The sequence below is a fragment of the Microbulbifer bruguierae genome (assembly GCF_029869925.1).
GTDB lineage: Bacteria > Pseudomonadota > Gammaproteobacteria > Pseudomonadales > Cellvibrionaceae > Microbulbifer > Microbulbifer bruguierae.
The window spans coordinates 2093572-2108348 of record NZ_CP118605.1 but is presented as its reverse complement, the minus strand read 5'-3'; the positions used below and the strand labels follow the sequence as shown (position 1 = coordinate 2108348).

Below are 14777 nucleotides of genomic sequence, written 5' to 3'. Positions count from 1 at the left end.
GCTGCAAATACGGAGCGAATCCATGGTTGATAATTCCCGCCGCAACCTGTGCAAACGTCTGATCGCCGGGGCCGCAGCAGCGCCTTTTGCCGGCGCGGTTGCCAGCACCGTTACCGCGAACACAAAAACAGACAGCGAAAAGTGCGCGGCAAGCGCTGATGGTAAAGCGCCTGTGAATTGGGCCCGGGGAATCGAGGGGCAGAGAAAGGCGGATCTGGGTAACGGCACTTTTATCAATCCCGTCGTTCCCGGTGACCATCCGGACCCGACCATCCTCAAGGACGGCGACGACTATTACATGACCTTTTCGTCGTTCTATTCCTATCCCGGGCTGATTATCTGGCACTCCCGGGATCTGGTGAACTGGTCGCCGGTTGGACCTTCGCTGTTCAAGCCGCTGGGTGCCATCTGGGCGGTGGACCTGTGCAAGCACGAAGACCGCTACTACATCTATATTCCGGCCAACCCGGATGATAAGGGCTGGTCCATTTTTGTGATCTGGGCGGACGATATTCGCGGGCCCTGGAGCGATCCCATCGATATGCGTATTCAGGGGTGTATCGATCCCGGGCATATTGTGGGTGAAGACGGGCACCGGTACCTGTTCGTCAACGGCATCCGCAAAATCAGGCTGAGTGCCGACGGTCTATCTGCCGCCGGCGAATTGGAATCCGCCTACGATCCCTGGCGCTATCCGGAAGACTGGGTGGTGGAAAACTTCGCACCGGAAGGCCCGAAGCTGCTGCGCCGCGGCGACTGGTTTTATCTGGTCACTGCAGTGGGCGGCACTGCAGGTCCGGCCACCGGGCATATGGTGATTGCCGCGCGTTCCAAATCCATTCACGGCCCCTGGGAGCACTGCCCGCACAATCCGCTGGTGCGCACGGTGAATGAAAAGGAACCCTGGTGGTCCCGCGGCCACGCAACCCTGGTGGAGGGACCGAATAGCGGGAAGGGTGGGGACGGCGACTGGTGGATGGTGTATCACGGCTATGAAAACGGCTTTCGTACCCTGGGTCGCCAGACCTTGCTGGAACCCATTGAGTGGACCGACGATGGCTGGTTTCGCGCGATCGGCGGCGATCTTTCGCGTCCTCTGCCCATTCCCGGCGGCAAATCGCGGGGAACAGCGGGCAGTGCACTTTCCGACGATTTTCGGGATGACCGTTTCGGTATCCAGTGGGCCTTCCACAATCCTTCCGCGGATGAAATGCGGCGGGTTCATTATGAAAAGGACGGTCTGCGTATTGCGGCACGTGGCGCCTCGCCGGCGGATAGTGCGCCGCTCACCTGTATTGTCGGCGACCGCGCCTATGAAGTGGAAGTGGCGATGGAGCTGGACGGAGATGCCGAAGGTGGACTGCTGCTGTTTTACAACCACAGGGCCTTTGTCGGACTCGGTTTTACCCGGGAATTCATCAAGACCTATCAATACGCCGAGGAACAGAGCTGGTTCCGCCAGCCCGCGCAGACTTCCAGCCTGCGAATAAAACTGCTTAATCACAATAATGTGGTGACCTACCACTATTCCCGGGACGGTGGTGAAACCTGGCATTTGCACGGGCATCGCATGGAAGTCTCTGGCCTGCATCACAATGTGTTTGGCGGATTTCTCAGTCTCAGGGTCGGGTTGTACAGCGCTGGCGACGGTGATGTGCGTTTCCGACGTTTCCGTTATCGGGCGGTTTAGCGAACCCTACGGCGATTTTTTCTTGCACTTCATCAATGTGTGAAGTTTGCATCAAATACTGTCGCCTGATTTTTGTTTGCGTGGATAAGTTCTGGTTTTTAAAACGTCCTATGAGTGACGTAAATGTCTCCGAGGTAATCGTCGATTTGGTGTGAGCTTGGGCGGGCGAGAGATCCCCGCCTATTTTTTTCACCGAAGCGTGCGTCTGTATTACCCGGATAGGTTTCGATAAGAATAATAAATGTATTTCTTTTTTTCACACCGCCGGAAGCATTGACGAAGCGGTAGTGTCATTTGTCAGCTGTGATAGATGACGAGTCATTTTTGCCAATGTGTTCCCGTTTTATTGAAGTGCTTATCCATTGTGGGTACGGCGATGTACGTCTGTGCTCGCGACATTTAATGCGTGTTATTCAATACGTGTTGTTCAATAAAAGGTGGGAAGAATGGAGAATAAAAATTATCAAGTTGGCGGAAGGCTGTGGCAAAGATTTGCCGCGGCAGGCCTGTTGTTTTTTGCGGGACATTCCTGGGCGGGTTTTTCCATTGACAACGGTGAGCTGCTGGATGGCAACGGTAACCCGTTTGTTATGCGCGGCGTCAATCACGCGCACACATGGTACACGGGCCGCACCGAGCAGGCTCTCGCAGATATTGCCGCTGCTGGCGCAAATGCGGTGAGGGTGGTGCTGGCATCGGGCGGGCGCTGGAATCGCAATGACGGTGCCGACGTGGCTCGGGTGATCGATCAATGCAAGGCGAATGCACTGATCTGTGTTTTGGAAGTGCATGACGCTACCGGTTGGGGTGAAGACAGTGCAGCCATTCATATTTCTGAAGCGGCCGAGTACTGGGTAAGTGCGGACATTGTCGCGGCCATTCGCGGACAGGAAGACTATGTCCTGATCAATATTGCCAATGAACCTTTCGGAAATTTCGTCTCCGAAACCAATTATGTGGAGGGCACTACCGCCGCTATCCAGCGCCTGCGCAATGCGGGCCTGACCCATACCATTGTGGTGGATGCTTCCAGCTGGGGGCAGGACTGGGAAAATCACATGCGCGGGAATGCACCGCAGATCTTTGCTTCAGACCCTCTCGCCAATGTGCTTTTTTCCGTGCACATGTATCAGATCTACGGCGATTACAACAGCGTTGCCACGTATATGCAGGATTTTCAGGATATGGGGTTGCCGCTGCTGGTCGGTGAATTCGGCCACGAGCACCAGGGGCAACCGGTGGATGAGGATTCCATTCTCGCGGAAGCCGAAGCGCGCGGGCTCGGTTATCTCGGTTGGTCCTGGTCCGGTAATACCGAGCCTTATCTGGATATGGCGCTCAACTGGGATCCCAACAATCTCTCTGCCTGGGGGGAACGGCTGTTTAACGGCAGCAACGGTATTGCCGAGACTGCGGAGTGCGCGACGGTATTTGCAGGCTGTGGGGGATCTTCCTCCGGTGGCTCTTCCAGCAGTTCGTCGAGTAGTTCGTCGAGTAGTTCATCCAGCAGTTCTTCTTCGGGAGGAAGCTCGTCCAGCTCTTCCTCCAGTTCGTCCTCCTCGGGCGGTTCTTCTTCCGGGTCTGCTTCCGGGTCTTCTTCTGGTTCGTCCTCTGGTGGAGGCAGTAGTCTCAGCTGCAGCGCGGGAGGCCTGAGTGACTGGGGTTCGGGTTTTGTGCTGGGTACGGTGACGGTCACCAACACTGGCAGTGAAGCGGTGAGTGATTGGTCGGTTGCGCTGGCGTTCGCGCAGTCGGTGTCCATCAGCAATGCCTGGAGCGTGCAGCTTACTACTGCAAGTGGCAGTGTCATCGAAGGTGATTCGGTGAGTTACAACCGCAGTCTTCAACCGGGGCAGAGTGCCACCTTTGGCATGCAGGGTGCGCCGGGAAATATCACGCTGCCCGAGTGTTCGGTGCAGTGATGTTCACGGCAGCTTTTTTCGGGGCTGCCGTTTTTTTTCGTATCTCTTTTGTTGTACCTCTCTAACAAGAAATACCATTAAACAAAGGCAACAGCGATGATGAATTCAAATAAAACCTTTTTAATGCGCAAGCTTTCGCTAACCATTCAGCGCGCGGCTGTTAGTACCGGTGTCGCGCTGGCACTGTCGGTCGCGCCGGTGGTGGAGGCCGCGCCTCAGGAAGAGTACAGCTGGCAGAATGTGCGCATCGACGGTGGTGGTTTTGTGCCGGCGATCATTTTTAACCGCAGTGAGCCTAACCTGATTTATGCACGCACGGATATTGGCGGCGCCTATCGCTGGAATGACGCGAATCAGGAATGGAAACCTCTGCTGGACTGGGTCGGCTGGGACAAGTGGGGCTGGAACGGCGTCATGAGTATGGCTACAGACCCGGTGGATACCAACCGGGTTTACGCGGCGCTTGGCATGTACACCAACGATTGGGATCCGAACAATGGTGCCATCGCCCGCTCCACGGATCGCGGTGAAACCTGGCAGGTCACAGAACTGCCGTTCAAGGTGGGCGGCAATATGCCCGGGCGCGGTATGGGTGAGCGCCTGCGTATCGACCCCAATGACAACAGCATAATTTATTACGGGGCGGAACTGGGCGAGGGCCTGTGGCGCAGTACCGACTACGGGGTGACCTGGTATGAAGTACAGAGCTTTCCCAATCCCGGCACCTACGCTGCCGATCCCGATGACGAATGGGGATACGGGGATAAACTGCAGGGTGTGGTGTGGGTAACCTTCGACCCCACTTCCGGCACCAGTGGTGAAGGTTCCGATGTGATTTATGTGGGGGTCGCGGATACCACTTATTCCCTTTACCGCTCTACCGATGGTGGCGCCAGCTGGGAAGTGATCCCTGGTGCGCCCTCGGGGTTCATTCCCCACAAGGGCGTGTTCGACGAGGTCAACGGTGCGCTGTATGTGGCCATGAGCGATACCGGCGGCCCCTACGATGGCAGTACCGGCGCGGTATGGAGGTTCGACGTCGCCACGGAAACCTGGAGTGAAATCAGCCCCATGACCGCGGCCAGCGGCGAACTGTATTTTGGTTATTCCGGGCTGACCATCGACCGCCAGAACCCCGAGACGCTGATGGTGGCGTCACTCAATTCCTGGTGGCCGGACATGATCCTGTTCCGCACCACCGACGCCGGCGCCAGCTGGACGCGCATCTGGGATTGGGCGGGTTACCCGTCGCGTAGCAAGCGCTATGAGATGGATATCAGCTCGGTGCCCTGGCTGCACCTCGGCGCCAACCCACAGCCGCCGGAAGAAGCTCTCAAGCTGGGCTGGATGAACGAATCGGTGGAAATCGATCCGCACAATTCCGACCGCTTTATGTACGGCACAGGCGCCACCATTTACGGCGCCAACAATCTCACCAACTGGGACAGCGACGGTATTGTCACTATCGAGCCGATGATCAAGGGGCTGGAGGAAACCGCGGTGCTGGATCTCGCCAGCCCGCCCAGCGGTAACGCGAATATCTTCTCTGCGCTCGGGGATATCGGTGGTTTCAAACACACCGATGTGGATACGGTGCCGGATCTGATGTACCAGACGCCGTATCTGACCAGTACCACCGGAATCGATTTTGCGGCGCTGGATCCCAGCATCATGGTGCGGGTCGGCAATGCGGATACGGTGCATATCGGTGTCTCCACATCTGCCGGAGATAGCTGGTGGCAGGGGCAGGAGCCATCCGGGGTAACCGGTGGCGGCCATGTAGCAATGAGTGCAAATGGCGGTGCCATTGTGTGGAGTCCACAGGGGGCAGGCGTGCACGTATCCACAACCTATGGCAGCTCCTGGACCGCTTCCAGCGGTGTGCCAGCCGGTGCGCGGGTGGAGAGCGACCGGGTGAATCCGCAGACGTTCTACGCCTTTAGTGGGGGCACTTTCTACGTATCCCAGGATGGCGGTGTCAGCTTCACCACGACGGCCGCCAGCGGTTTGCCGGAATCGGGCAAGTTCCTGGCGGCGCCGGGTAATGAAGGTCATATCTGGCTTGCCGGCAGCGCCGTCAATGCCAGTGCGGAAACCGTTACCGGCCTGTGGCGCTCAACCGATGGCGGTGCCAGTTTTAGCAAAATCGCCAGCGTGGAAGAGGGGGTGAATATCGGCCTCGGCGCGGCGGCGCCCGCTGGTGATTATCACACCCTGTATCTGGTGGGTACGGTGGATGGCGTGACCGGTGTATTCCGCTCCACCAATGAGGGCGCAGCCTGGGTGCGGATCAACGATGACGCGCACCAGTACGGCAATATGGGAGAAGCGATTACCGGCGACCCGCGTATTTTTGGCCGTGTATATCTCGGTACCAATGGTCGCGGCTTGTTGTACGCGGATCCTACCGGTGGCGTGATTGAAAATACCGACCCGGTGGCAGCGGTCAGCGCGACCCCGGTGAGCGGTGATGCCCCGCTGCTGGTCAATTTCGACGGCAGTAATTCCAGCGATGCCGATGGCGATGCGCTGAGCTACAGCTGGAGCTTCGGCGACGGCAGTTCCGCTACCGGTGTCACCGCCAGCCATACCTACCAGATGGCCGGTACCTACACCGCGACACTGACCGTTAACGATGGCCAGGGCGGTGGTGACAGCACCAGCGTGTCGATTACCGCAAATGGGGTGGAACCGGAAAACACCCCGCCGGTTGCAATGGTTTCCGCAAGCTCTACCTCTGGTGAAGCACCGGTGTCGGTGACCTTCGATGCCTCGGGTTCCAGTGATGCCGATGGCGATACGCTCAGTTTCAGCTGGGATTTTGGCGATGGCAGCACCGCTAGTGGTGCCAGTGTCAGTCATACCTACGCCAGCGCCGGTAATTACACCGCGACCCTGACCGCCAGCGATGGCAGTGCCAGTGACAGCGATACCATCGCCATCGAAGTGACCGAGCCGGACGATGGTGGTGGTAACGAGGGCGGTGGCAATGAAGGCGGGGCCGGCACTGCCAGCTGTGACTATATCGAGGGCAGCCACTGGGGGGCCGGCTTTGTCGGCAGTATCCGTATCACCAATAACGGCGATACACCCATCGATGGCTGGCAGCTCACCTTCTCCTACAGTGGCAGCAGCCGCATCACCAACCTGTGGAATGCCAATCTGTCCGGCAGTAACCCCTACACCGCCTCCGGCCTTGGCTGGAACAGCGTGATTCAGCCTGGCGCCTATGCAGAATTCGGTTATCAGGGTGAGAAGCTCAATAGTGAACCGCTGGAAATTCCCGCAATCAGTGGCGATGTGTGTGAGTAAAAAAATTGCTGTAACGGAAAGCTCCCCCCTGGAGGATATTCCTCCGCAAAACTGATCACGAAGGTGATCATTCTTGGCCCGGCAGAACTCTGCCGGGCTTTTTTCTTTCTCCGGCTCTTTGTCGGGAATTCTGTTGCCGGACATGACGTGGTCATTCCGGTATTCTTGTGCATCGGCGATTTCATCGGACGATCGTTGATTTCAAGCAAGAATAAACAGGAAATTGAATTCCCATGATGACGAGAACCCGCAACACCTTCTCGGCGTGGCTTTTTATCGCTGCGCTATTTATTCCTTTTTCTTCGGTTCATGCCGCCACCTCTTCGGCCGTCAGCGTCCGTGATTACGGTGTGCTGCCCAAGGTCAGCATGATGGCGCTGTCTCCGGACGGCGACAAAATTGCCTACCGCATTGCCGAGGGCGAGCGCGATATGATCGTGGTGTACGACCTGGCCAGGGGGAAGCACAAGGCGGGGCTCAATCTCGCGGATTCGGACATCAATATGCACGGTCTGTATTTCGCGACCGATGACGAACTCATCATTATTGGCGGCGAAGTGCGGCGCGTGTTGGGGTACCGGGGGGATCTTGATCTCAGCACCGCTTACGCCTACAACGTCGAGGACAACAACATCCGCCAGTTGTTGACTCCCGGAGATGTCATTTACAAGGGACAGGAGGGGCTTGGCCGGATAGCCGGACTGTCTCCGGACCGCAAATACGTGTACATGCCGGCCTATGTGGCCGATGACAGAATGGACCATTCACCGCGCATGTCGCTGATGCGGGTGGATCTGGATTCTCCGCGCCGTCCCCGGGTGCATTTCAAGGGCAAGGAAGACTCGCTCGATTTTTTTGTCGATGCCGAGGGTGAAGTCCTGGTGCATGAAATTTTCGACAACCGCTATAACCGTCACAAATTGCTGGTTCGCGACGGCGATGACTGGCGCGAACTGTACCGTGAAGATACCGATATCCGCAGTATCAATGTGGTAGGGATGACTCCCGCTCGAGATGCTCTGGTAGTGGTGGGTACCAACAGTGATATCGGTCGCGACGATTACTACACCCTGTCCCTGGAAACCGGTGAATTCACCAATATGGGGTTTGGCCGTGACGATGCGGATATCGAATATACCTACAAAGGCCTCGACCGGATTGTCTGGGGGGTGCGCTACTCTGGATTCACCCCGGAATATCGTTTCTTCGACGAAGAACTCGACAAGCGGGTTCAGGATATTCGCGCGATGTTTCCTGAGCACTTTGTGCAACTGCGGGACTGGAGCAGCGACTGGCGCGACCTGCTTGTGTATGTAGAGGGGGCCGGTGATTCGGGAACCTTTTACAAGTTCAGTGCGGACGAGCCACCCACGGCGCTGGCCGCCGCGCGCCCGAAAATCAAGTCGGAAAATATTCATCCCATCGGCCGTATGAACTTTCGTGCCCGCGATGGCCTGATTATTCCCAACCTGCTTACCATCCCGCGGGAACGTGTGGCGAATATGAAAAACCTGCCGGCGGTGATACTGCCTCATGGCGGCCCCGCATCCTATGACCAGATGCGTTTTGACTGGCTGGCCCAATCCCTGGCCAGTCGCGGCTATCTGGTGGTGCAACCCCAGTTCCGCGGCTCAAGCGGCTTTGGTATCGAGCATGAAAAGGCTGGTCGCGGTGAGTGGGGTGGAAAGATGCAGGATGATCTCACCGATGCCGTGGGCGTGCTGGTGAAAAAAGGCATTGTCGATCCGCAACGGATCTGTATCGTCGGCGCGAGTTACGGCGGCTATGCAGCGCTCGCTGGTGGCGCATTTACTCCGGAACTTTATCGCTGCGTGGTTTCCATCAATGGCGTTGCCGACCTGGAAGACATGATCGAATATGAAGAGCGAGAGCATGGCGACGACCACTGGATCGTAGCCTACTGGCAGAAGAATATCGGCAATGGAGAAGCATCGGATAAAGATCTTAAGGCCATATCACCGGCGAACTTTGCCAAAAATTTCGTGGCTCCCGTATTGTTGATTCACGGTGAAGATGATCTCAATGTGCCCTTCAAGCAGTCGAATACTATGTACAAGCAGCTGCGACGGGCAGAAAAGGACGTGAAACTGATCGAGCTGAAAGGGGAGACACATAACCTGATGCAGAGCGAGACCCGCCTGGAAGCCGTGGAGGCGATGGTGGCGTTTGTGGATAAATATCTACAGCCTGCCGATACCCAGTAACCGGAAAAATCACACCCGCGACAACGGATCAGTAACCGGGGGGGGTAAAAGTACGGTGTTTAAAAAAAGGCCCGTGCAAACGGGCCAGAGACACAGTGACGACGTCAACGCCCTGTGGAGAAGAGACGTTTACCCGTCGCAGTGACCATTTCAGGCGGTGGCCACCCGCTGTGTGGATTTGGCGCGGCGGTCGTAGAGCCACACCGCGCCGAAGATCAGCAGCAGCGCCAGCGGCAACAGCGCCACCAGAGCGAAAGACTCCGCCGCCGCCAGCCCCTCAATGTCCGCCAGTGCTGTTGTCGACAGTTGCGCAAGCCCGTCGCTGCCGCCGGCCAGTTCCTGCTTTACCTGATCGTAGAAGGCGCCCAGCATGGGCAGTACAAAGTAGATGGACGCCGCACCGGCGGAGCCTACCAGACCGATCATCAGTGAGCCGCCGCGGGGATAGCGTTCGGATACGCTGGCGAGCATGGTCGGCCACATAAAGCACACGCCGATACCCCATACGGTTGCCGCAACCAGCGCGGTTACCGCACCGTCTGCGCGGGACAGCAGGAACAGGCCGATGGCCGCCAGCAGGCTGGATATCCACAGCAGCCCGGCATTGGACAGGCGGTGCGCGAGTGGTCCGGCAAAGTGGCGCATCACAAACATCAGGCCGCTCACATATACCAGTAACAGAATACCGCGGAAGCCCACTTTCTGGGTCAGTGCCAGGTCCACCCACTGGCCGGGAGCCAGCTCGGAGGCGGCGGTGAGAAACATTGCCGCGAACCACAGTAGAAAACTCGGGCGGCGCAGAATTTCCAGAAACATTTCCTTCATGCTGATGCCGCTGGCGGCGCGCTCGGTGGGCGGGAATTCGATGCCGATGGACAGGACCACCACCGCCAGTGCCGGCAGCAACACCAGCGCGAGGGCGAACTGCCAGGGCACATCAAACGCGCCCATGGCGACTCCGGCTACGCCACCGAAAATCATGCCTGCCGGCCACCAGGCGTGGACCACGTTCAGGCGGTGGGTTTTATCTTCCGGATACAGCGCGGTGGTCATGGGATTCACAGAGCCTTCGGCGCAGCCCCAGCCGATGCCGCACAGCAGCATGCCGCTCCACACCAGCCAGTAGGCATCCATGCCGTCCACAAGTGGTGCGCAGATGGTGAGCAGGGTGCCGCCGCCCAGACACAGCCCCGAGGCCATCACTACCCGGCGCATGCCGAGCAGGTCCAGTAGCGGGCTGACGATAAACAGGGTGAAGGCGAAGCCGAGAAATGCCACCCCGAGAGATTCCGCAATCAGTGTGGCAGAGTGTGCGAGGTCGATGGTGTCGAACAGCTCGCCCTTGATATCCCCGGCCACAGTGGCGCGCAGGGAAGCGCTCATGGCGGCGGCAACCAGGGCGAGTACCCCGATCAGAAAGAGGCGGCTGTTGCGGTATTGTGTGGGGTACTGCTTTGGGTCGGACTTATTCATTTTATTTTCTCCCATCGCGATCATTTTTGTTGTTCGAGACCGGTAGGTTGGGTAAAGCGCAGCGTGCCCAACGTTATTCGGTACCAAGGTCTTTGATGGGCACACTGTGCTTTGCCCATCCTACGAGTTAGTCGCCAATACCAAGAATCCGCGCATTGCGCGCACTATCACTGGCGCCGCCGGCAAAATCGTCGAAGGCTTTGTCCGCGCGGCGGATCAGGTGCTCGCGTACAAACTGCGCGCCCTCCCGCGCGCCATCTTCCGGGTGCTTGAGGCAGCACTCCCACTCCACCACCGCCCAGCCGTCAAATCCGTACTGGGTGAGCTTGCTGAAAATACCTCTGAAATCTACCTGGCCGTCACCCAGGGAGCGGAAACGCCCGGGGCGCTCGGTCCAGCCCTGATAGCCGCCGTAGACACCGGCACGGCCATCGGGACGGAACTCCGCATCCTTCACATGAAACATGCCGATGCGCGCATGGTAGCGATCGATGAAGTCCAGATAGTCCAGTTGCTGCAGCACAAAGTGGCTTGGATCGTAGAGAATTTTTGCCCTTGGGTGCTGATCCACTGCGCGCAGGAACTGTTCGAAGGAGGCGCCGTCGTGGAGGTCTTCACCGGGGTGGATTTCATAGCAGACGTCCACGCCGGCCTCGTCGAAGGCGTCGAGAATCGGCCGCCAGCGCCGCGCCAGTTCCGCAAAACCCTGCTCTACCAGTCCTGCGGGTCTCTGCGGCCAGGGGTACACCAGGTGCCACAGCAAGGCGCCGGAAAATGTCGCGTGGGCGCTGAGGCCGAGGCGCTGACTGGCCCTGGCCGCGAGCAGCAGTTGTTCCACCGCCCAGTCGGTGCGCGCGCGGGGATTGCCGCGTAGTTCCGCCGGGGCGAAGTTGTCGAACAGCTCGTCATAGGCCGGGTGCACGGCCACCAGTTGTCCCTGCAGGTGGGTGGACAGTTCCGTGATTTCTACTCCCGCCTGGGCACAGGTCCCGCGCAGTTCATCGCAATAGTCCTGGCTTTCCGCGGCCAGTCTCAGGTTCATACAGCGGGCGTCGTTGCTCGGAATCTGCACACCACGGTAGCCGAGAGAGGCGGCCCAGCGGCAGATATCGGCAAGATTGTCGAAGGGCGGTTGTTCACCCATGAACTGCGCAAGAAACAGCGCGGGTCCTTTTATCTGAGCTATCTGGGCTTTCTGCGCAGTTGGTTTTCCGGTTTCGTTCATGCCTTTACCCCTGTGGTGTGCGGTTCAGTGGAGGGTATTTCCAGTTCGGTCCAGTGGCCGCCACTGCGGAGCATGGCGTCGATAAATGCCATGCCGCGCAGACCGTTGTCGATACCGGGTATCGCGCAGGGGGTTCCGTCAAGAATGGCGCTGGCGAAATCCCGGTAAAGGTTGGCCATGGCTTCGAGATAGCCTTCCGGGTGCCCGGCGGGCAGGCGCAGGCTGTGGCGGGTGGTCGGCAGCAGGTATTCACGATCGGTGCCGGCGCGCAGCAGGTGGATATCGCCATTGGCTCTGCGGTGAACCAGGGTGTCTGGCTGCATCTGGTGCCACTCGAGGCCGCCGTGTTCGCCGTAGATGCGCAGGGTCAGGTCGTTTTCCTCGCCGGCACACACCTGGCTGGCGGTCAGTACGCCGCTGGCGCCGCCATCGGTGCGAAACAGCGCGGAGCCATCGTCGTCCAGCTGGCGGCCATCGATATGGGAGTGCAGTTCTGCGCACAGTCGGGTGATTTTGTGGCCGCTGACAAATTCGGCGAGCCCGAAGGTGTGGGTGCCGATATCCGCCATGCAGCCACTGGCCCCGGCCTGGGAAGGATCAGTGCGCCAGCCCGCCTGTTTGTTGCCGCTGTATTCCAGTCCGCCGGCGAGCCAGCCCTGGCGGTAGTCCGCATAAATTTTGCGTATCTGACCCAGTTTGCCATTGCGCACCATGTGCCGCGCCTGATGGACCAGTGGGTAGCCAAGGTAGGTATGGGCCAGACCGTAGTGGCGGTCACTGGCGGCGAGCCGGCGCTGCAGTCTGGTGACTTCCGCGAGGGTGATGCCGGCGGGTTTTTCACAGAATACGTGGAAGCCAGCATCCAGTGCGGCTTCGGTAATGGGGACATGCAATTGATTGGGGGTGACGATACTGAGCGCCTGCATACGCTCGCTTTCAGGCAGGGCGGCTTCGGCGCGGATCATGCTCGGCCAATCCGGATACACGCGGTTGGCGGTGAGGCCCAGGCTGGCGCCGGTGCGCTGGTTGTTGTCGGGCTCGCGGCTGAAGTTGCCACACACCAGCCGGATGCGTCCGTCGAGATTGGCCGCGGCCCGGTGTACCGCGCCGATAAACGCGCCCTCACCGCCGCCAACCATTCCCAGGCGCAGCTTGTTGTCGGGCTGCCTCACTTTATTCTCCTTATCGTCGCGTGCAGAGCTGTTTTTTATGCGTCGCTTATCGCGTTATTTATTTTTTTCGTATTGTCCCGCGATTACTCATCGCGGACTGTGCCAGCGTGTTGCCCACCTCGGGGTTGCCGATCGCGCGGTAAATGACGATGGCGCTGGTAATTGTGCGCTCTTGTAAAGTGCAATGTAACGGGTTACATTTTTTCCTGTCAAGATGCCCACGGATACTTCCGGCGTGGGATTTGCCATAGATTGATGAATCCATCGAAGAAAGCGACCAGCGCAGCGGTAAAACCCTGTCTGGCTAGCGGGCGGAAGTGCCCCTTGGGAATAGTTGAAAAGAGAGCTGAGCGTCTATGTCGAATATCCGTACCGTGGCCAGGTTGGCGGGAGTTTCTGTGGCCACGGTTTCCCGTACCCTGGCGAAACCGGATCTGGTATCTCCGCGCACCCGCAAGAAGGTCCTCGCCGCCGTGGACGAGGCGGGCTACAAACCCAACCTGATGGCGGTGCAGTTCCGCTCCCGCCGCACTCACAATCTGGTGGTACTGGTGCCCACCATTGCCAACCCGTTCTTTTCGCGGGTGATTACCGGAATTCAGGAGCGCGCGCGGGAGGCTGGCTATCAGGTGCTGCTGTGCAACACCCTGGGGCGTGAGGAAATCGAGCGCGATTACGCGCGTATGGTGCAGAATTTCCAGGCGGATGGAGTGATTCAGTTGCGCGCATTCGATCCCTTTTCCGGGCTGGATGAGGCCGAAAAAGGAGAGGGGAAAGTAAAAGGGAAGGGCAAGGTGAGGGGTAAAGCCGGGGACCAGTTGCCGCCCATGGTTAATGCCTGTGAAGTGATGCGTGATTGCGGTTATCCGTCGGTACAACTGAATAACCGCGCGGCCGCCCGCGCCATCACCGATCATCTGGTGCGCCTCGGTCACCGGCGTATCGGACTGATCAAGGGCCCCCAGCGCAGCCCGCTGACCCTCGAGCGGGTTGCCGGTTACCGCGAGGCGCTGGAGGCGGCCGGTATCGCTTTTGATGACTCCCTGCTGTGTCCGGGTGACTTCACCCTGCAGTCCGGCCACCGCGCCGCCGGTACCCTGATCACCCGCGACAACCCGCCCACCGCCATTTTTTGCGAGAACGACGAAATGGCGCTGGGCGCAATGCAGCGGATCAAACAGGCGGGGCTGCGGGTGCCGCAAGACATCTCTGTGGCCGGGTTCGACGATATTGCCTATGCGTCTTATAGCGACCCGGCCCTGACCACAATCGCCCAGCCGGCGGAGGAGTTCGGAGCGACCGCGGCGCAGCTGTTGATTGATCAACTGGAAACTGCCAGCAGTGGTGAGCCCGCCCAGGTGGTGCTGCCTTACGATCTCAAGGTACGCGACAGCACCGGGCCGGCGCCCTGAGCCTTGGGGGCAGTTTTCCCTGTGACAGTTTTCCGGGGACAGTCTGCCGGGGACAGTCTGCCGGGGATTAGCGGCCCTGAGTTTCCCCGGCTTTTCGCGCAGGCGTCACACTGGCGCTGTATGCCTCAAGGCAGGGCTTGCGGGGATCCCTGAAACCGGTTACATTTTTTTCGAGTTGCCCGCCGTGGATATTTCCCCGGCACAATAATAATTTCCCGGGCGCAATCGGGGCCTACACCGGATTCGACGTAAGACCGTCGCCAATAACCGGTGTTAATAAATCGCCTCAGTCCGGGTCGAAAATAAAAATAAATAGCGATGACCGCCATGAGCACAAAGAGCACAA

8 protein-coding genes are annotated in these 14777 nt (G+C 58.7%); 5 read left to right on the top strand and 3 right to left on the bottom strand.

Features of this window, described 5'->3' with window-relative positions:
- The first annotated feature begins 22 nt into the window (after positions 1–22).
- The 4 genes from PVT68_RS08900 (at position 23) to PVT68_RS08885 (ending at position 9149) form a co-directional block, all read left to right on the top strand.
- A complete protein-coding gene (locus tag PVT68_RS08900; RefSeq protein WP_280322384.1) occupies positions 23–1690 on the top strand; it encodes a family 43 glycosylhydrolase in 1668 nt (555 codons plus the stop codon).
- Between the two features lie 446 nt (positions 1691–2136).
- A complete protein-coding gene (locus PVT68_RS08895; RefSeq protein ID WP_280322383.1) occupies positions 2137–3612 on the top strand; it encodes a cellulase family glycosylhydrolase in 1476 nt (491 codons plus the stop codon).
- A 96-nt stretch (positions 3613–3708) separates the two neighbouring features.
- Complete coding sequence (locus PVT68_RS08890) at positions 3709–6924, top strand: PKD domain-containing protein (RefSeq protein WP_280322382.1); 3216 nt, start codon at positions 3709–3711, stop codon at positions 6922–6924.
- A 233-nt stretch (positions 6925–7157) separates the two neighbouring features.
- A complete protein-coding gene (locus PVT68_RS08885) occupies positions 7158–9149 on the top strand; it encodes an alpha/beta hydrolase family protein (protein ID WP_280322381.1) in 1992 nt (663 codons plus the stop codon).
- A gap of 150 nt (positions 9150–9299) precedes the next feature.
- On the opposite strand, the gene PVT68_RS08880 is transcribed toward PVT68_RS08885, so the two are convergent.
- The 3 genes from PVT68_RS08880 to PVT68_RS08870 all read right to left on the bottom strand — a co-directional run bounded on the left by PVT68_RS08880 (position 9300) and on the right by PVT68_RS08870 (position 13019).
- Positions 9300–10622: an MFS transporter gene (locus PVT68_RS08880; RefSeq protein ID WP_280322380.1), complete on the bottom strand. Its 1323-nt coding sequence runs from the start codon at positions 10620–10622 to the stop codon at positions 9300–9302.
- A gap of 127 nt (positions 10623–10749) precedes the next feature.
- Positions 10750–11847: a sugar phosphate isomerase/epimerase family protein gene (locus PVT68_RS08875; protein WP_280322379.1), complete on the bottom strand. Its 1098-nt coding sequence runs from the start codon at positions 11845–11847 to the stop codon at positions 10750–10752.
- Positions 11844–13019: a Gfo/Idh/MocA family protein gene (locus PVT68_RS08870; protein WP_280322378.1), complete on the bottom strand. Its 1176-nt coding sequence runs from the start codon at positions 13017–13019 to the stop codon at positions 11844–11846. Before PVT68_RS08870 ends, PVT68_RS08875 begins: the two co-directional genes overlap by 4 nt.
- A 356-nt stretch (positions 13020–13375) precedes the next feature.
- Here PVT68_RS08870 and PVT68_RS08865 point away from each other — a divergent pair, with 356 nt between their 5' ends.
- Positions 13376–14431: a LacI family DNA-binding transcriptional regulator gene (locus PVT68_RS08865; protein ID WP_280322377.1), complete on the top strand. Its 1056-nt coding sequence runs from the start codon at positions 13376–13378 to the stop codon at positions 14429–14431.
- Positions 14432–14777 lie beyond the last annotated feature (346 nt).

Bases quoted from the DNA above. Each gene is read 5' to 3' on its own strand.
- PVT68_RS08895 (WP_280322383.1), top strand. From the start codon at position 2,137: ATGGAGAATAAAAATTATCAAGTTGGCGGAAGGCTGTGGCAAAGATTT.
- PVT68_RS08900 (WP_280322384.1), top strand. From the start codon at position 23: ATGGTTGATAATTCCCGCCGCAACCTGTGCAAACGTCTGATCGCCGGG.
- PVT68_RS08865 (WP_280322377.1), top strand. From the start codon at position 13,376: ATGTCGAATATCCGTACCGTGGCCAGGTTGGCGGGAGTTTCTGTGGCC.
- PVT68_RS08875 (WP_280322379.1), bottom strand. From the start codon at position 11,847: ATGAACGAAACCGGAAAACCAACTGCGCAGAAAGCCCAGATAGCTCAG.
- PVT68_RS08885 (WP_280322381.1), top strand. From the start codon at position 7,158: ATGATGACGAGAACCCGCAACACCTTCTCGGCGTGGCTTTTTATCGCT.
- PVT68_RS08880 (WP_280322380.1), bottom strand. From the start codon at position 10,622: ATGAATAAGTCCGACCCAAAGCAGTACCCCACACAATACCGCAACAGC.
- PVT68_RS08890 (WP_280322382.1), top strand. From the start codon at position 3,709: ATGATGAATTCAAATAAAACCTTTTTAATGCGCAAGCTTTCGCTAACC.